At 42.1% G+C, this 19,093-nt stretch carries 18 protein-coding genes; 12 read left to right on the top strand and 6 right to left on the bottom strand.

The features are described 5' to 3' along the window. Nucleotides 1-79: 79 nt before the first annotated feature. Nucleotides 80-565, bottom strand: coding sequence for a transcription elongation factor GreB (gene greB / locus PZ638_RS01015; RefSeq protein WP_004262861.1), 486 nt, complete (start codon nt 563-565; stop codon nt 80-82). Nucleotides 566-733: 168 nt separating this feature from the next. Here greB and PZ638_RS01010 point away from each other — a divergent pair, with 168 nt between their 5' ends. From PZ638_RS01010 to PZ638_RS00995, 4 genes are all read left to right on the top strand, one after another. After that, the gene (locus PZ638_RS01010) at nt 734-3,064 is read left to right on the top strand and encodes a Tex family protein (RefSeq protein ID WP_196732173.1); all 2,331 of its coding nucleotides are present in this window, start codon (nt 734-736) and stop codon (nt 3,062-3,064) included. A gap of 339 nt (nt 3,065-3,403) precedes the next feature. Then, on the top strand, nt 3,404-3,634 hold the full coding sequence (gene feoA / locus PZ638_RS01005; RefSeq protein WP_004262866.1) for a ferrous iron transporter A: 231 nt from the start codon (nt 3,404-3,406) through the stop codon (nt 3,632-3,634). A gap of 29 nt (nt 3,635-3,663) precedes the next feature. Continuing rightward, the gene (feoB, locus tag PZ638_RS01000; RefSeq protein ID WP_004262869.1) at nt 3,664-5,982 is read left to right on the top strand and encodes a Fe(2+) transporter permease subunit FeoB; all 2,319 of its coding nucleotides are present in this window, start codon (nt 3,664-3,666) and stop codon (nt 5,980-5,982) included. Nucleotides 5,983-5,993: 11 nt separating this feature from the next. Next, nucleotides 5,994-6,227: a FeoC-like transcriptional regulator gene (locus tag PZ638_RS00995; protein ID WP_180312293.1), complete on the top strand. Its 234-nt coding sequence runs from the start codon at nt 5,994-5,996 to the stop codon at nt 6,225-6,227. Nucleotides 6,228-6,275: 48 nt separating this feature from the next. Here the strand turns inward: PZ638_RS00995 and bioH are convergent, their stop codons facing one another. Continuing rightward, nucleotides 6,276-7,055: a pimeloyl-ACP methyl ester esterase BioH gene (gene bioH / locus PZ638_RS00990; protein WP_036958605.1), complete on the bottom strand. Its 780-nt coding sequence runs from the start codon at nt 7,053-7,055 to the stop codon at nt 6,276-6,278. A gap of 53 nt (nt 7,056-7,108) precedes the next feature. On the opposite strand from bioH, the gene PZ638_RS00985 reads away from it, so the two are divergent. The 7 genes from PZ638_RS00985 (at nt 7,109) to PZ638_RS00955 (ending at nt 14,219) form a co-directional block, all read left to right on the top strand. Then, entirely contained in the window at nt 7,109-7,792 is a 684-nt protein-coding gene (locus PZ638_RS00985) for a DNA utilization protein GntX (RefSeq protein WP_094960829.1), read from the top strand. 63 nt (nt 7,793-7,855) lie between these two features. Then, nucleotides 7,856-8,434: a Fe-S biogenesis protein NfuA gene (gene nfuA / locus PZ638_RS00980; RefSeq protein ID WP_004266130.1), complete on the top strand. Its 579-nt coding sequence runs from the start codon at nt 7,856-7,858 to the stop codon at nt 8,432-8,434. A gap of 88 nt (nt 8,435-8,522) precedes the next feature. Next, the gene (gene glpE, locus PZ638_RS00975) at nt 8,523-8,846 is read left to right on the top strand and encodes a thiosulfate sulfurtransferase GlpE (RefSeq protein ID WP_004262879.1); all 324 of its coding nucleotides are present in this window, start codon (nt 8,523-8,525) and stop codon (nt 8,844-8,846) included. Nucleotides 8,847-8,862: 16 nt separating this feature from the next. Next, the gene (glpG, locus tag PZ638_RS00970) at nt 8,863-9,708 is read left to right on the top strand and encodes a rhomboid family intramembrane serine protease GlpG (protein WP_094960830.1); all 846 of its coding nucleotides are present in this window, start codon (nt 8,863-8,865) and stop codon (nt 9,706-9,708) included. 28 nt (nt 9,709-9,736) lie between these two features. Continuing rightward, nucleotides 9,737-10,495, top strand: coding sequence for a DeoR/GlpR family transcriptional regulator (locus PZ638_RS00965; RefSeq protein ID WP_004262881.1), 759 nt, complete (start codon nt 9,737-9,739; stop codon nt 10,493-10,495). A 293-nt stretch (nt 10,496-10,788) separates the two neighbouring features. Then, nucleotides 10,789-12,294, top strand: coding sequence for a glycerol-3-phosphate dehydrogenase (glpD, locus tag PZ638_RS00960; RefSeq protein ID WP_004262885.1), 1,506 nt, complete (start codon nt 10,789-10,791; stop codon nt 12,292-12,294). Nucleotides 12,295-12,647: 353 nt separating this feature from the next. Next, nucleotides 12,648-14,219 (top strand): ATP-binding cassette domain-containing protein, encoded by a 1,572-nt coding sequence (locus PZ638_RS00955; RefSeq protein ID WP_206277291.1) that lies wholly within the window; start codon nt 12,648-12,650, stop codon nt 14,217-14,219. 42 nt (nt 14,220-14,261) lie between these two features. Here the strand turns inward: PZ638_RS00955 and PZ638_RS00950 are convergent, their stop codons facing one another. From PZ638_RS00950 to PZ638_RS00940, 3 genes are read right to left on the bottom strand one after another with little or no spacing between them, the layout of a single operon-like run. Next, on the bottom strand, nt 14,262-14,786 hold the full coding sequence (locus PZ638_RS00950) for a DUF2569 family protein (protein WP_004262888.1): 525 nt from the start codon (nt 14,784-14,786) through the stop codon (nt 14,262-14,264). A gap of 18 nt (nt 14,787-14,804) precedes the next feature. Beyond that, nucleotides 14,805-15,158: a DUF488 domain-containing protein gene (locus PZ638_RS00945; RefSeq protein WP_036958629.1), complete on the bottom strand. Its 354-nt coding sequence runs from the start codon at nt 15,156-15,158 to the stop codon at nt 14,805-14,807. A 40-nt stretch (nt 15,159-15,198) separates the two neighbouring features. Further along, nucleotides 15,199-15,711 (bottom strand): DUF2569 domain-containing protein, encoded by a 513-nt coding sequence (locus PZ638_RS00940; RefSeq protein WP_275612173.1) that lies wholly within the window; start codon nt 15,709-15,711, stop codon nt 15,199-15,201. 151 nt (nt 15,712-15,862) lie between these two features. Here PZ638_RS00940 and PZ638_RS00935 point away from each other — a divergent pair, with 151 nt between their 5' ends. After that, complete coding sequence (locus PZ638_RS00935; protein ID WP_206277292.1) at nt 15,863-16,762, top strand: DNA-3-methyladenine glycosylase family protein; 900 nt, start codon at nt 15,863-15,865, stop codon at nt 16,760-16,762. Between the two features lie 63 nt (nt 16,763-16,825). Here PZ638_RS00935 and poxB read toward each other — a convergent pair whose 3' ends face one another. After that, complete coding sequence (poxB, locus tag PZ638_RS00930; protein WP_004262892.1) at nt 16,826-18,550, bottom strand: ubiquinone-dependent pyruvate dehydrogenase; 1,725 nt, start codon at nt 18,548-18,550, stop codon at nt 16,826-16,828. Nucleotides 18,551-19,093 lie beyond the last annotated feature (543 nt).

Genomic DNA, 19,093 nt, shown 5'->3' with positions numbered 1-19,093 from the left:
TTTTAATGAATGTAAGTAAAACAATATTAATGCTCACTAATTTACCACTAACGTAGGATTTAATGAATCATTTTACACTTCAGGTGGTTAGTGGCTGGTAGCTTATTTCTAACACAAAATAAGTCACCTGCCCTCCTGGCGTATTTACTGTTATTTCATCATCAACCTGTTTACCTATCAAGGCTCGTGCTACGGGAGAATCAATTGAAATCCATTGTTTTGTAGGGTTGAATTCATCAGCACCGACGATACGGAATATTCTGATATTTTCATTTTCATCTTCTAGTTTAACCCATGCTCCAAAAAACACACGGCCTTCTTGGCGAGGATCAGGCTCGATAATCCTTAATTGATCCAATCTTTTGGATAAGAAACGGATGCGTCTATCAATTTCGCGCAACCTTTTTTTGCCGTAAATATATTCTGCATTTTCTGAGCGATCCCCTTGAGCTGCGGCCTCTGAAACAGATTGAGTAACCCGAGGACGTTCTTCCTTCCACAGGTATTTCAGCTCTTTATCTAATGCATCCCAACCTTCACGTGTAATTAAAAGACTTTTAGTCATAACCTTTGAATATTAATCAGTGAAACCATAATTATAGTATTTTATAGAACATAATCTGAGACTTTCCTACCAATAGGCTCAAATTCAGTCTGGAAATTCTCGTTACCACCAAGTATAACAGTGCAGTAAATTTTTTAACTGTTCTTTCAGTAGGTATTTAAACTCGACATGAATGAAACTCTAAGCCAAATTATTGCAGCGGAACTGCAAGCCCAGCCGAAACAGGTTTTTTCTGCCATCACACTATTAGATGAAGGGAATACTGTCCCGTTTATTGCACGTTACCGTAAAGAGGTTACCGGTGGGTTGGACGATACTCAGCTTCGCCAGCTAGAAAGCCGTTTAGGGTACTTGCGCGAATTAAATGACCGTAAACAAACCATTCTCAAATCGATAGAAGAGCAAGGTAAATTGACTCCAGAGCTTGCCTCCGCTATCGACACTACGCTTAATAAAACCGAACTTGAAGACCTGTATCTTCCTTATAAACCGAAACGTCGCACCCGTGGGCAAATTGCTATCGAAGCAGGGCTTGAGCCTTTAGCGGACACCTTATGGAATGACCCTAGCCAATCACCTGACGAACTTGCAAAAACGTATATCGATGCAGATAAAGGTGTTGCTGATGTCAAAGCCGCCTTAGATGGTGCTCGTTATATCCTTATGGAGCGTTTCGCCGAAGATGCGGCACTTTTAGCGAAAGTTCGTGACTATATTTGGAAAAATGCCCACCTTGTTTCTGTTGTTGCAGAAGGTAAGCAAGAAGAAGGGGTAAAATTTAGTGACTATTTTGAGCATCACGAGCCTGTTGCTCAAGTCCCTTCTCACCGAGCGCTTGCGATGTTCCGTGGTCGTAACGAAGGAATTTTACAACTTTCATTAAACTGTGATCCGCAGTTCGATGAACCGCCAAAAGAAAGTTACTGCGAAGAAATTATCACCCGCCATTTAGATATTCGTTTAAATAATGCTCCGGCTGACCAATGGCGTAAAGCCGTGATCAGCTGGACATGGCGTGTCAAAGTATTACTGCACTTAGAAACAGAGGTCATGAGCTCACTGCGCGAAAAAGCTGAAGAGGAAGCTATTAACGTGTTTGCTCGTAACCTTAGTGACTTACTGATGGCGGCGCCAGCGGGAATGCGTGCCACCATGGGCTTAGATCCAGGTTTACGTACTGGGGTGAAAGTCGCAGTTGTGGATGCGACAGGTAAATTAATTGCGACGGATACGATTTATCCGCATACCGGACAAGCCGCAAAAGCGGCAACCATCGTTGCGGCACTTTGCCAAAAACATAACGTCGAATTAGTAGCGATTGGTAACGGCACCGCTTCTCGTGAAACGGAACGTTTCTTTGCTGAAGTACAAAAACAGTACCCTGAAGTCACTGCACAGAAAGTCATTGTCAGCGAAGCTGGCGCTTCTGTTTATTCCGCTTCTGAACTTGCGGCTTTGGAGTTTCCTAGCTTAGATGTGTCTTTACGTGGTGCCGTATCTATTGCTCGTCGCCTACAAGACCCGCTTGCTGAATTAGTGAAAATTGATCCTAAATCCATTGGGGTTGGCCAATATCAGCATGATGTTAGCCAAACTCAGTTAGCGCGTAAACTCGATGCGGTCGTCGAGGACTGTGTAAACTCCGTTGGTGTTGATTTGAATACCGCTTCTGTTGCCTTACTGACTCGCGTTGCCGGTTTAAGCAAAATGATTGCGCAAAACGTGGTGGACTGGCGCGACCAGAATGGCCAGTTTAGTGATAGAAAACAGTTACTCAAAGTTGCACGCCTTGGGCCAAAAGCCTTTGAACAATGTGCGGGCTTCTTACGTATCACCAATGGTGAAAACCCGTTAGATGCTTCTACTGTTCACCCTGAAGCTTACCCGATTGTTGAAAAAATTCTTGAGTCAGTCCGCCAGCCGCTCAAAGAAATTATGGGTAACTCACAGGTGCTTAATGCCTTGAGCCCACGTGACTTTACTACTGAGCAATTCGGGGTTCCAACTGTCACTGATATCATTAAAGAACTGGAAAAACCGGGTCGTGACCCACGTCCTGAGTTTAAAACTGCCACCTTCGCAGAAGGTGTAGAAACGATGAATGACCTGACTTCTGGCATGATATTAGAAGGCGCAGTCACTAATGTGACCAACTTCGGCGCTTTTGTGGATATTGGTGTTCACCAAGACGGCTTAGTTCATATTTCTTCACTTTCAAATAGTTATGTCGAAGACCCACACAAGGTGGTGAAAGCGGGCGACATTGTTAAAGTAAAAGTGTTAGATGTTGATATTGCACGCAAACGTATCGCTTTAACGATGCGTTTAGATGAGCAAGCGGGGGATTCTAATAGTTCTCCTCGCCGTGCCGCCCCTGAACAGGAAAAAAATACGCGTAGAACACCTCAATCAAGAGGAAGTTCACGCCAAAACAACGCATCTTCAGGTAATAGTGCCATGAGTGATGCCCTTGCTGCTGCATTTGGCAAGAAACGTTAACTCTGTTAATAGGCATCGTAATGTACCTGTTGTGGTGCCTATTTCAATAAATAATGCTGTAATTAATTACCCCAGCCAATATATTAGGCATAATTAAACCCTCTCCCCCGTTTACCCCACCATTATTTTTGCTAACGAAACACCGCAAACTCAATGCTTCGTTGATCCATATCAAGTCAAATTGACGAAAAAAGAGGCTAAATATAATAAAAGGTGGATGATTATGATTCTCATTGTTAATTAGATTTATTGTTGTTTGGTGGTCTCGTTACCTGAGCAATTGTAATCATTAACAATTGTCATCGATATCATTATGAATTAAATGATTAGGAAGACACTATGGCAATACTTCCTCAATGCAGCTACAAAATACTTGGTTTCTCCCCAGAAATCAGTCCTGCATACCGACAAAAACTGCTTTCACTCGGTTTACTTCCGGGTTCTGTCTTTAAAGTGGTGCGTTTAGCGCCTTTTGGCGATCCTGTACAAATAGAAACTCATCGTGTCAGCTTAGTGCTACGCAAAAAGGATCTCGCCCTACTCAACCTAGATGAAGCGACCACCGCTTAAGTATTTCTTTTTTATTATTGGCAAACACTATGAAACGTTTAACCATCGGCTTAATTGGTAACCCCAATGCAGGCAAAACGACCTTATTCAACCAGCTCACAGGGTCAAGACAGCGTGTCGGTAACTGGGCTGGGGTCACTGTTGAACGAAAAGTCGGTCGCTTCCATACAGATGACCATAAAATCGAGCTCGTTGACCTACCTGGCACCTATTCTCTGACCACGATTTCTGAACAAACCTCTCTCGACGAACAAATCGCCTGCTACTTTATTTTAAGTGGTGAGGCAGACATGCTCATTAATGTTGTCGATGCGTCTAATTTAGAACGTAACCTTTATCTGACATTACAATTAGTCGAGTTAGGCGTTCCATGTATTGTCGCCTTGAATATGTTGGATATCGCTCAAAGCCAACATATTGATATTAATATCGCTGAATTAGAAAAACAGCTCGGCTGCCCTGTGATCCCAATGGTTTCAACTCGAGCAACTGGTATCGATAAACTGAAAAAAGCCATTGATACACATCCACAAAATAGCCAGCAAGCCCTTGTGGAATATCCACCCCAATTATTACAGGCAGTGGATTCATTATCTGAACAAATTTCAGCACAACAATTTAGCCACCAGCAACGCCGCTGGTTAGCATTACAGATCCTCGAAGGGGATATTTATAGTCGCCAACGCGCTGAAGTATCTGAAGGGCAATTACTGGCGATACGCCAAACACTGAAAGAAAGCTTAAACGAAGAACCTGAATTACTCATTGCCGACGCACGTTATCAATCTATTGCCACAATTTGCAATGCTGCGATTAACAATAGTGCCGCTGAACCAAATCGACTAACACAATCACTGGATAAATTTATTCTGAGCCGTTGGCTCGGCGTACCAATTTTCTTGTTTGTGATGTATTTGATGTTCGTCTTAGCCATCAACATTGGCGGCGCCTTACAACCCTTCTTTGAAGGCGCATCAGAAGCGATATTTATCCATGGAATTCAATGGCTAGGTGATTATTTCAGCTTCCCTGATTGGCTAACTATTTTCCTTGCTCAAGGTGTTGGTGGCGGTATTAACACGGTTTTACCGTTAGTGCCACAAATCGGGATGATGTACCTGTTCCTTTCAATACTAGAAGACTCGGGTTATATGGCGCGAGCGGCTTTCGTAATGGACCGCCTCATGCAAGCACTAGGTTTACCGGGTAAATCCTTCGTGCCTTTAATTGTCGGTTTTGGTTGTAACGTACCATCCATTATGGGTGCCCGCACGTTAGACGCACCCCGTGAAAGACTAATTACTGTATTAATGGCTCCGTTTATGTCTTGTGGTGCAAGACTGGCCATTTTCGCCGTTTTTGCTGCCGCTTTCTTTGGCAAAAATGGGGCAAGTGTGGTCTTTTCTCTCTATATTTTAGGGATTGTTGTCGCTATCTTAACTGGGTTACTACTAAAACATACCCTCATGCGTGGCGAAGCCTCTCCATTTATCATGGAACTTCCGGTTTACCATGTGCCACACATCAAAACACTACTGATTCAAACATGGCAACGCCTCAAAGGCTTCGTGGTACGTGCAGGTAAAGTCATCATCGTTGCCAGTATCTTTATTGGTGCATTAAATAGCTTTTCTTTCTCTGGTAAGCCTGTTGATAATATTAATGACTCCGCACTGGCTTCTGTCAGTAAAGTCATAACCCCTGCTTTACAACCTATTGGCGTGCATGCTGATAACTGGCAAGCGACCGTTGGGTTGATTACCGGGGCAATGGCCAAAGAGGTGGTAGTGGGAACACTAAACACCCTGTATACCGCTGAAGCCATTACTTCTGAGCCGTTTGATGCAGAATCTTTCAATTTATGGGAAGAACTGGGAGATGCGGTTTCTGAAACTTGGGATAGCTTAAAAGAAACCTTTACCTTAAGCGCGCTATCAAACCCTATCGAAGCTAGTAAAGGCGATGGAGAGATGGAATCCGGCTCAATGGGAACCATGGCAGCAAAATTTGGTTCAGGAATTGCAGCTTACAGCTACCTCATCTTCGTCTTGCTGTATGTGCCTTGCGTCTCGGTGATGGGGGCTATCGCACGTGAAACCAATAAAAGCTGGATGAGTTTCTCCATTCTGTGGGGTTTAAATGTGGCTTATAGTCTTGCAGCTCTATTTTACCAAACAGCGACTTTCAGCGAACACCCACAAAGTAGCTTGATTACCATTACTGCGGTTATCCTGTTCAACCTTGCCTTGTTTATATTCTTACGTCGCATGCGTAGCCGCGTAACCTTGAATATCAAGAGCAAAACCGCAGAGCAATGCTCTGGCTGTTCAAGAGATGCTTGCCACTAAGGAATGAAACGATGACCAGCTTGCTACAAATAAGAGATTTAATCGCCTTATATGGGCAAGCTGACATCGCACTACTTAGTGAGCAGCTAAATACGCCAATCCCATTAATTAAAGCAATGGTTGAGAAGCTAGTCAGTTTAGAAAAAATTGAACAAGTCGATATCAGTGCTTGTTTAACAGGCAATAGCTGTAAAGGTTGCCCTGAAAGCACTGATTGCGCTCATTTTGTGTATAAAATCAAATAATAGAGACACCACAAAAAATCAGCCCCAAGTTAGGCTGATTTTTTTTATTTATTCCTCGGTACGACTTTGAAAATCCAACAAGTATTCGCAGAACTCATCAGGATGAGAAATAAATGGCGCGTGAGCGCTATTGCGCATAATCACGGATGGCGAATTCGGATACAGCTCATCTAAAATAGGCACTATTTTGCGCGGTACCAAGCCATCGAGATAACCATAAATGCGCAAGAAAGGAATAGGTAACTGTTTTAATTCATCCCGCAAATCTTCGGTACGTAATGATTCAAGCCCTGCATTTAGTGTTTCAACAGTTGGAATAGGCTGCTCAAGTACCACTGATTTCAAAGTTTTTGCATCATTTCTTGCACTTTCAGTGCCTAAAGTTTGCAATGCTAAAAAACGCTCGACGGTGCGATGAAAATCAGCCGAAAGTTGCTGCTCGAAACCTAATAAAACCTCTGGCCGGATCCCTGCCCAACCGTTTTCTTCTGCTTTAAAGCATGGGGAAGAAGCAACGGTAATTAACCCTTTGACTTCATAAGGATGGTCAAGCGCAATACGGCTTGCAACTAGCCCACCAAGTGACCAACCGAGCCAAATCGCGTTTTTAGGGGCTTGCTCCCACAAAATATTCGCCATCGATTGAATATTCATGGGGGAGAACCCTTGGCTACGTCCGTACCCCGGCAAGTCAACCAAATGAACCCGAAAGTGCGAAGCGATTCGCGGAATAATTGTTTGCCAGACTTGTGCATTCAATCCCCATCCGTGCAGCAACACAAGATCTTGTTTACCTTCACCAACGGTCTGCCAATATAACTTTGCCATCGTTACACTCTCTTCATTCATTTATTCGTCAACTCGTTTAACAGGACTCTACTATGCTAACAATGGAGGGGGGCTGCTGGCTATGCCATCAATCACTAAAATTACCTCATCAAGGTGTTTGTAGTTTTTGTCTTGAAGGATTACCTAAAATGCCAACCTGCTGTTTGCGCTGTGCTTTACCCTGTGAACAGCCTACCATGGAGTGTGGACGCTGCCTAAAAAACCCTCCTGCATGGCAGAGAATTATCACTGTAACCCCATACCAAGCCGCTTTACGCATGTTAATCCATCGGTTTAAATTTCAAAAACAACCTCAGCTTGCTTTTACTCTAGCTCGTATCTTTGCGTTATTTTGGCTCACGGGTTACCGCCAACAAAAATGGCACAAACCGGACTTAATTGTCACAATTCCATTGCATCGCCGCCGTCTGTTGTGGAGAGGATTTGACCACATGGCATTAATAGGCGAAAATTTATCCAGATGGTTAAATATCCCCTATTCGCAAAATTCATTATCGCGTAGTCGTGCTACACTGGCACAGACAACACTAAAACGTGAGTATCGCCAAAACAACCTAAAGGGAGCATTTACCTTAAACGACTCGGTTTCAAACCTACATGTTGCTGTTATTGATGATGTTATTACAACAGGTTCCACGATGAATGCCGCAGCACAATTGTTGATTTGTGCGGGAGCACGTACTGTTGATGCATGGTCACTGTGTCGCACCTTGTAGGAAAGGGGTAAATGGGCGTATTATAACCAACTAAAGCAGTCAACTATTATTGAGCAAATGATTATGATTAATATTACTGAAGCAGCACAGGCTCATTTTGCCAAGTTGTTGGAAAATCAAGAGCCAGGAACTCAAATCCGTGTTTTTGTTATCAACCCAGGCACACCAACCGCAGAATGCGGTGTGTCATACTGCCCTCCGGGTGCCGTTGAAGCAACAGATAAAGAACTAAAGTTCGAGAAATTATCTGCTTATGTTGATGAAATTAGCGCTCCATTCTTGGATGATGCCGAGATTGACTTCGTTACCGACCAACTAGGCTCACAACTGACGTTAAAAGCGCCGAACGCCAAAATGCGTAAAGTCTCTGATGACGCACCATTAATTGAGCGTGTTGAGTATGTTTTACAGTCACAAATTAACCCACAACTTGCCAGCCACGGTGGCCGTGTTTCCCTGATGGAAATCACCGATGAAGGCTTTGCAATTCTGCAATTTGGTGGCGGCTGTAACGGTTGTTCAATGGTCGATGTCACGCTTAAAGAAGGTATCGAAAAAGAACTTCTCAAAATGTTTGAAGGTGAGCTAAAAGGCGTTAAAGACCTGACTGAACACCAACGTGGCGAGCACTCTTTCTACTAATCAATACCACGAATATTTGGCACTCTGTTTTTACGAGTGCCTATTATTTAACCTTTAATGGGTTGTTACCTACTGTATTCGGTATTTTATGGACCATTTTGAAACACTAACACCAGAACAAGCCTATCAACATTGGTTAGACGGCACGGCCATACTGGTAGATGTACGAGACCCACAAAGTTTCCGTGCAGGCCATGCTAGTGGAGCCTATCACCTCACCAATGAGTCACTGAGCCAATTTTTAGAACAAACGGATTACGAACAACCTGTTATGGTGATGTGCTACCATGGGCACAGTAGCCAAGGTGCTGCACAATATCTGATCAACATTGGCTTTGAATCTGTATATAGCATCAATGGTGGATTTGAAGCATGGTTAAGGGAATATCCACAAGCCGTTACGGCTCTCTAGATGAGAAAACGCATTCATGATCCACATCACCTCCTTTGCTAATCCCAGAATGACGCAAGCCTTTGTTGACTATATGGCTAGCAAAAATATTCACTTAAAAATAAAGCCATCACAGGAACAAGCTGTCTTTGAGCTTTGGCTAGAAGATGAGCAACTTCAACCTCAAGTCCAAAAAGAATTAGATATTTTTCTACAAGACCCAAATCACCCTCGCTACCTAGAAGCCAGTTGGCACACGGGAAGCGCAGATACCCAGTTTCAATATCGCAATTACCTAACTTGGGGTTACCTTAAAGAACAATCTGGCCCTTTAACTATCGCTGTTATTTTGTTGTCGATTGTTGTATATCTTTGGGTAGAAATGACTGATGCACGAGAAGTTCTACGTTATTTGGCATGGCCTATTGGCGACCAACAAACGGAACTTTGGCGTTGGTTTAGTCCTGCATTGGTGCACTTTTCGCTATCACATATTGGTTTCAACCTTGCGCTCTGGTGGTTTTTGGCTGGGCAAGTAGAACGAAAGCTCGGAACGGGTAAATTATTCACTATCTTACTGGTCTCAGCGCTGTTTAGTAACTGGGGGCAGTCGCTGTTTAGTGAAAACAACTTTGGCGGCTTATCTGGTGTCGTCTATGCCCTTGTCAGCTATGTGTGGTTAACGGGTGAACGTCGTCCCGAAAGTGGCATCAGTGTTCCTCGAGGGTTAATGATATTCTCGATTATCTGGCTTTTTTTCGGTTACTTCGATGTTTTAGGTATGCATATTGCCAATGCCGCACATACTTCAGGGTTAATTATCGGCTTATTGATGGGAGTATGGGATAATAGGCACAGTTTTAAACACCAGAGCTCCAGATAAAACATTTTAATAATTAGAGGCTAACGCTGTGAAACAAACCCAGAGACATGATGCAATAGTTGAGCTTGTGCGTCTTCAGGGATATGTCAGTACTGAAGAACTCGTCGAACACTTTGAGGTTAGCCCTCAAACGATCCGTCGAGACCTCAATGACCTCGCTGAACAGAATAAAATTCAGCGGCACCACGGTGGCGCAGCACTGCCTTCAAGTTCTGTGAATGCAGCTTATAATGACCGTAAAATCATGTGGTCAGATGAAAAAGCGCGTATCGCGCAGCATGTTGCAAGCCAGATCCCTGATGGTGCGACACTATTTATTGATATTGGTACAACCCCTGAAGCGGTTGCTCATGCGCTGGTTAACCATAAAAACCTACGTGTGGTGACCAATAATCTTAACGTCGCCACCTTGCTGATGCCAAAAGAAGACTTCCGCCTAATTTTAGCGGGAGGTGAAGTACGATCACGAGATGGCGGTATTGTCGGTGAAGCGACCCTCGATTTTATTTCCCAATTTAGGTTAGATTACGGCATTTTGGGCATCAGTGGTATTGATATGGATGGCTCATTACTTGAGTTCGATTACCACGAAGTTCGTACCAAACGCGCGATTATTGAAAATTCACGTTGTGTCATGCTTGTCACCGACCATTCTAAATTTGGTCGTAACGCGATGGTTAATTTGGGTAATATGAACCTAATTGACTATTTATTTACTGATAAACAGCCACCAGACAGCATTCTCAAAGTGATTGAGCAACATAATGTTCAATTAGAGCTTTGTTAATCAAATAGTTACCTTCATGATGGTAGTCCCAGCTACCATCATGTTCATTAGTCCCCTTCCCCACCATAGTCCCCCACCTTACAGGTGTTTTTTTCTTTTTCGCGCGAAACCCTCTTTTCCCTCTTGTAAATAACAATACTTTATATGTGGGTATTGAAAAAAAATTGTTACCAATATCACGCAGTTGTTATTTTTTTCATTAATAATAGTTGGCATCACTATCTATTTTGACTACAATCAAATGAGCGAAAACGAACATTATTGAAAGCGTTTCGAACATCTCAGGGGGATGCATGGAAACTAAAGACTTGATTGTCATCGGCGGCGGGATCAACGGCGCTGGAATTGCAGCAGATGCTGCAGGTCGTGGATTATCGGTATTACTGCTCGAAGCTCAAGACTTGGCAAGTGCGACTTCATCTGCGAGTTCTAAACTCATTCATGGTGGCTTACGTTATTTAGAGCATTATGAATTTAGATTAGTCAGCGAAGCTTTGGCAGAACGTGAAGTGCTATTACGATTAGCACCGCATATTGCCTTCCCAATGCGCTTCCGCTTACCTCATCAGCCTCATTTACGTCCAGCTTGGATGATCCGTATTGGCCTATTCTTATATGACCATTTAGGCAAACGTGTCAGCTTACCAAGTAGTAAGGGGCTGAAATTCAACCAAAACTCTGTACTAAAACCTGAACTAACAAAAGGTTTTGAATATTCCGATTGTTGGGTTGATGATGCGCGTTTAGTTGTGTTAAACGCTCAAGAAGTGGTACGTAAGAGTGGTGAGGTTCGTACTCGCACAAAAGTGACTCGCGCTTACCGTGAAAACGGCTTATGGGTTGTTGAGGCTCAGGACTTACGTACAGGCGAAACCCATACATGGAAAGCAAAAGGGCTGGTTAACGCCACAGGGCCTTGGGTAAAAGAGTTCTTTGATGATGGGCTGAAATTAAAATCACCTTATGGTATTCGCCTAATCAAAGGGAGCCATATTGTTGTTCCGCGTGCTCATGATGAACCACAAGCGTACATCTTACAAAATGAAGATAACCGTATTGTATTTGTTATCCCGTGGATGGATGAATTTTCTATCATCGGCACCACTGACGTAGAATACAAAGGCGACCCGAAAGACGTCAAAATTGATGAAAACGAAGTTAACTATTTACTGAAAGTGTATAACGACCACTTCAAAAAACAGTTAACCGTGAGTGATATTGTTTGGGACTATTCAGGTGTTCGCCCACTGTGCGACGATGAATCAGACTCACCACAAGCCATTACTCGTGATTACACATTGGATATTCACGATGAACAAGGCCAAGCGCCATTGTTATCTGTATTTGGCGGTAAATTAACCACTTACCGTAAATTAGCGGAAGCTGCTGTTAATAAGTTAGCGACTTACTATCCAAATGCAGGTAGCCCATGGACTAAAAATGGTCAGTTACCAGGTGGTGATATCGAAGGTTGTGACCGTGATGGTTATGCACGTGTATTACGTCAACATTATCAATGGCTTCCTGAAGGCTTAGCGCTACGTTTTGCCAGAACCTACGGTAGCAACAGTAAGTTAATCCTTGAAGGCGCGAATTCACTCAGCGACCTCGGTGAAGCCTTCTCTGCGAATGTCTATGAAGCGGAATTACGTTACTTAGTCAAGCATGAGTGGGTAACAGAGTTGGATGATGCTATTTGGCGTCGTACTAAATTGGGTATGTGGCTGAATGAAGAAGAAAAACAGCACATTGCTCATTGGTTAGCAAAAAATGGGTTGTCAGAGCATACCTCTGCATAATCGTAAAAATCTCGTTGTTATAAAATCTCGTTGTTAATGGAAAAGGCCAGTTGCAATTGTGGACTGGCTTTTTCTATTTTTAAACCGTTTTTTCTATTTTTAGTTTGTACGACTTTCAGAAAAACCCCAATCACGATAATTTGCACAAATCAATTCCATCTGTTTATAATGTACGCGACCTTACTTCTCACCCAACTTCGCAGGTACGCCTCACGATGAACTAAGCACTGCCAGAAAATATTTTCTAATACCCTTTTGGTATTCATTTTTCTGTTCCTGGCAGGCAACCGCTTTCATCGACGCTTCTTGATAAGTCAACGACGTTGTCTGTCCTCATTATTTTGGAGGTGCATATGACGATAGCTTGTCACTTTTCACAGCTCAATATTGAATTTAACCAAACCGCCCTTTTTCCACCGATAAGCGGGACGTTGTCATGCAAAAAAAATGCTCTAATTGGCCATAATGGCAGAGGAAAATCGGTTTTAATGCGTATTCTTGCTAACCAATTGCGCCCTACACAAGGGAATGTACATTGGAACCTCCCCTTTATCTATGTTGAGCAGTTAACTCGACTAATGGGCGAAACACTCGTCGATGCCTTAGGCATCAAGGAACTTTATCATGCATTTTCACGCATCGAGGCAGGAAATGGTTCTTTGGCAGATTTTGAACTAACGGAAGATAAATGGCATTTACCTTCCCAATGGCAAAGTTTATTGGACTCTGCTGGGCTAGCTATCTCAATGGAAGCTCCTATCTCCCATTTAAGTGGGGGTGAACGTACCCGTCTAGCCCTTTGCCGTGCATTTCTTCATCAAGATCACTTTTTGCTACTTGATGAGCCGGATAACCATTTAGATACGCAAAGTCGGCAATGGCTCAGCCAAAAGCTTACTGAGCATCGGGCTGGCTGCCTAGTTATCTCTCACAACAGAACTCTGTTAGGCGAAATGGATGCTATTTTTGAATTAACGGAAAAAGGCTTACACGAATATGGGGGAAATTATGCGTTATACGATACCCAAAAAAACTTGGAAATTGCCGCAATTGATGCACAAAGTGAGCGCTTAGAAAAACGTATTCACCAAGAGAAAAAGCAGCAACAGGCCACATTACAAAAAGCCGCTCAACGCAAGAAACAGGGGGAAAAAATTCGCTATGGTGGGTCGCAATCCTTACTGCTACTTGATATGCAAAAGAACCGTGCAGAGAAAAGGCAATCAAATGTCGCAGAACGGCACCAACGGGTTATGGATAATCTGCAAAGCCAACAACAGGAAAACCAAGAAAAAGCTCGCTATATCAAGCCACAAAAAATGACGATTAACTATCAAAATGAAGGTAATAAAGTCACAATTTTTGCTTCTAACTTGTGTTTGCCCTACGGTTATTCATCACCACTTTCATTCACCATATACAGTGGAGAACATTGGCATATTCAAGGGCGTAATGGCTGTGGTAAGTCAACACTACTTAAAGTGCTTGCTGGCCTATTGCCATCATCTTCAGGAGAATGCCGCCTAAGCGGTGAATTTTGCTATTTAGACCAACACCTCAACTTACTCGATAAGACATTACCTGTCGCTGAAGCACTTCATCAATACCAACCGTTGTTTACTGTAGAGCAGTGGCGCACGCAATTAGGTATGCTGCGAATACGAGGAGATAAATCATTACTGCCACTACAGCAGCTCAGTGGTGGTGAGCAGTTAAAAGCAACACTACTGGCGCTCACGCATAGCCCGAACCCACCCGCTATTTTATTACTCGATGAACCGGATAACCATTTAGACTTGGATTCAAAACAACTACTTGAAGCGCTATTGCAGGACTACAAAGGAACACTCTTACTGGTTTCTCACGATGACGCCTTTATTGCAAACTGCAATATAACCCATACGCTAAATCTTTCTGATAAATAACTGTCTACTAGGCCACTGCCTAATTAGGTGTGGCCATCTGCTTTAATGGATAAACGTATTTTTGACGCGATGAGAAACTAAAAAGTAGGGGATCCATAACACACAATAGAAGCTGCCATTTATAGCGGTAATAATATTTGAGTAGTTAATTTCCAAACCAAATATATATGGGAACACAAAACGAGCAACTAATACCATTAAAGTAAACAGTACCATGGTGGTGATAAACAGCCACTTCGCCTGTTTTTTCCATTTAACCGCAGCGATAAACGTCCAAAGAAATAGAGCAATTAAAACACCATAACCTAGTTGCAAGAGGTAAAAACCTGTCGCAAAGCCTGAAATATAAAAATCAGAATCCGCTTCAGTTGCCAATGACCATGCAGTTTGTACTTGCGAGATTTCTTGCAATAGCATCGTGACCGTTTTGTACAACATATAAAACAGACCAATAACCGGTAAAATTAACCATCCACTGAGTCCCTGTAACGGCTTTTTAACTACCGGCTGAGCCTCTGGTGATATTATTGCTGGCTCTGTTTGCGTGGTTGATTGCTGAATATCCATTCAAATAACCTTTATTTACTATTTACTTTGCATTTTTTCTTCAAGAAATGCCTTGAGTACAATTGCTTGATTATGTTCTGTATTTTTAGCACTGTATAACAGTGTTAAGTCACCTTGTTTTGCTTGTGAAACCAATACCTGCCAAGCTGTTGTGTTATTAAGTTCCTGCTGATATCGCTCGATAAATTGAGCAAACTGATCTGTGTTCTGATGAAACCATTTTCGTAACTCATTGGAAGGTGCAACGTCTTTATTCCAAGAGTCGTGGTGTAAGTCTGTTTTTTTTATTCCTCTTGGCCACAGTCTATCGATAAGCACGCGATAACCATCATTATCGTCAACAGGGTCATAAACTCGTTTGCATTTAATCATCATTTACCTACCCAATAAGTAAACCGCAGCATTTTATTTATTAATTTACAAAAGTATTTTTAACACGCCTTGAAACTAAAAAATACGGTATCCAAATGGCACAAGCAATTAGAGCCCGAAAAATATCTTTGATATCGGAGGCTTCAACCTCTAAATCCAATAAAATACTTGCGAGTATAATATCCGTAACCGTCAAAACTAAAGAAAAGATCTGGAAAAAAATATAAATTTTAATTGTGAGTTTTTTCTTTGTAAAAAAGACATAACTTAGGAAAAGTAAGGTGGCGTATAAAATAACGTTACCTAAAACTTCAAAGTAGATTAGCTCTTTAAATAATGGAATAAATAAACTTGATTGTGGGTCTGTTAATTCAATCCAATATTCAATCACTTGAGCATTTTGCTCATAAATCGAAAAAGGCAAAATAATCAAGGACAATATTATCCCTAACATGGGTAAAATAAGCCATCCACCAATGCCTTTTAATTCCTGCCTTGGTTGTGGTGATGGTACCGAAGTGCCATGAGATGAACTGTGACCTTCAGTTTTCATTTACACTTCCTTATTAAACAGACAAATAATATCAATACAAAATAAATAGCCCTGTATAAGATAGCATACCTACTCAACAAAAAATGAGTAACTAAATGCGCTAATTCACAATTATATTGCTAATAAAGAACAATCTGACAAGGCCATCATTATGCAAATATTTACCGCACAGTTACCACTCCCTACCAATTACCTTCATGGTGATTTTTTTGCCTTTCATTTAAGAGATCAACACAATGTCGCGGAAATAGTAGAAGAAAATACATTACATAAAGGCATAATATGGCAACAACATGCAACAAAAATGACATTGGAACTTAAAAAACAACAAGCAACGATTTCATTAGCGATTGATTCTCCATCTATCATTATCAATGAGCAAGATTTACTAACGCTGGCACAGCATGTACTTGGTTTGAAACAAAATATTGATGAGTTCGAAAAACGCTACCTTGAAACCCCAATACTTGGACAGCTCATTGAAAAACAAAGAGGATTACGGATTTATCAATCTGCTAGTGCATTTGAAGCGTTAGTTTGGGCTATTATTGGGCAACAAATTAGTGTCCATGCAGCTATCGCCATTCGTCGGCGATTTATCCAAGCCGTGGGGATTCAGCATGCTTCAGGTATTTGGTGTTTTCCCGATGTTCCACAAGTCAGGTTAGTTGATGACGAAATACTGCGCCAAACGGGTTTTTCAAAGGGAAAAATTATCGCCCTCAGAGCTCTTTGTGACGCCATCGAAAATCAACAAATTGATTTATCACAGCACGTGACTCATTCCAATGCGAATCAAATAACTGAACAATTATTACAAATCAAAGGTATTGGACCTTGGACTGTGAGCTATGCTTTACTTAGAGGATTCAACTATTTAGATGGCTCTTTACATGGAGATGTGGCGGTAAGACGTAATTTGCAAACATTACTTGCGAAATTAGAACAGCCCTCCGCCAAAGAAACGGAAAAATGGTTGGAACAATTTTCCCCATGGCGTGCACTGGTTGCCGCCCATTTGTGGCGTAGCCAGTCAGCCGCAGGTTATTGAATAGTTTTAAAAAGCCCACTTCAATAACCTGAAATGGGCTTTCCTACTATTCACAATAATGATTTAACGTAACCAGTTCGTTTTCACTAATTGAACGACTTCATCACCGCGACCACTCATAATCGCTTTTAACATATACAAGCTAAAGCCTTTCGCTTCTTGTGCCGCAATTTCTGGTGGCATAGACAGCTCTTGTTTGGCGGTTAGGACATCAACTACCACTGGCCCATCATGGGCAAAAGCTTCTTTTAATGCACCGTCTAGATCTTCACTTTTTTCAACACGGATCCCTTTGATACCCGCAGCATTCGCAATCGCTGCAAAGTTAGGGTTATGTAAATCCGTTCCCGCTGTTAAGAAACCAGCCACTTTCATTTCCATGGCAACAAAACCGAGCACCCCATTGTTATGAATGATGATTTTTACCGGTAATTGCATTTGAGAAAGAGAGATAAAGTCCCCCATTAGCATACTGAAACCGCCGTCGCCACACATTGCAACCACTTGACGTTTTTTATCAACGGCCTGCGCACCAATAGCTTGTGGCATCGCATTCGCCATTGACCCGTGGTTAAAAGAGCCAATTAAACGGCGCTTACCGTTCATTTTCAAGTAGCGCGCAGCCCATACTGTCGGGGTTCCAACGTCACAGGTGAAAATCGCGTCATCAGCAGCTAATTCACTAATTTTTGTTGCAAGATACTGAGGATGTATTAACCCCTCATGACCCGGTTTAGCGAGGTCATCTAACCCTTTTCGAGCCTCTGCATAATGTTTTAAAGCGCCATCAAGGTGTTTTGTATCTTGTTTAGCCTCTAAATGTGGCTGTAATGCATCTAATGTTGCTTTGATATCACCAATCAGCCCCATATCAATATGGCAGTGGGAGCCCAAGCTACCTGCATTAATATCAACCTGAATGATTTTAGCTTCGCTTGGGTAGAAAGGACGGTATGGAAATTGTGTCCCTAACAAAACAACCGTGTCTGCATTCATCATTGCGTGGTAACCTGATGAAAAACCTATTAAGCCTGTCATCCCAACGCTGTATGGGTTATCCCATTCAATATGTTCTTTACCACGTAACGCGTGTACTACCGGTGCTTTTAGTGTTTCTGCTAGTTTAACCACTTCATCATGGGCACCTGCGCAGCCATTACCACAGAATAACGTGATATTCTTAGACTGATTCAGCAATTCAGCGAGTTTTTCGATTTCACTTCGCTGAGGCATAATCAGTGGCGCTTGTGGTTGATACCATGTTTCTTTCGCGGACTCTGGCGCATCTTTTAGCGCAATATCACCCGGAATCACGACCACGGATACCCCTTTATTTAGAATCGCTTTACGCATAGCGATACCAAGAACTTGTGGAATTTGCTCTGGATTAGAGACCATTTCACAATAATGGCTGCACTCGCGGAATAATTCAGTTGGATGGGTTTCTTGGAAATAATTACTACCAATTTCGCTAGATGGAATATGAGCGGCGATTGCCAACACGGGCACTCGATTACGATGGCAATCATACAGCCCATTAATAAGGTGCATATTTCCCGGCCCACAAGAGCCTGCACATACGGCTAAATTACCAGTTAGCTGAGCTTCTGAACCCGCAGCAAAGGCAGCGACTTCCTCATGGCGAGTTCCTAGCCACTCAATAGCGCCTTGACGACGCAAGCTGTCGGTTAAGCCATTCAACGAGTCTCCTGTAACGCCCCAAATACGTTTAACACCTGCATTATCAAGTACTTTTGCAATATAGGATGCAACACTCTGTTTTTTCATAATGGCACTCTTTTAAGTCGGATGTGATACCCTTGATATCTTGCAGCTCAAAATATGAAAGGTACTTTTAGAAACATAACAACATTCAAAGTAGAATCTTGTCATACTCGCGTATATCAAACCCAATATCGATAATAGATTGATTGTAACTAAGTAAATTCCTCATTCCTACTCATCAAATTAAATATAAAACAGAACAGCACAATCCACCGTTATTATCAAAAGAAGAGGATAGCAACAAGATAAATAAATAGACGAGTTATTAACAACTTAAGCAAAACAAGAACATCATAAAAAGATGGAGTTATCTGCATATATTATTCATCACAGTCACACCATTGTTTCCACCATATTAAATCAATAACCTTATATATTTATGACAGACTAAAACTCACCAAAAAACATATACTAAATTGATTTAAAACAATTTATATTCACCTAATTGATCCCCAAAGTTCTATTTTTTCAAGTATTAAATTCAATCGTTATATTACCAATATAAAATCCCAATAAGGCGCATGAATCAGTATAAAGCACCTACAT

Source organism: Providencia hangzhouensis (assembly GCF_029193595.2).
GTDB classification, from domain to species: domain Bacteria; phylum Pseudomonadota; class Gammaproteobacteria; order Enterobacterales; family Enterobacteriaceae; genus Providencia; species Providencia hangzhouensis.
The sequence above is the reverse complement of the archived record's forward strand: the minus strand, read 5'-3'. Positions and strand labels throughout refer to the sequence as shown.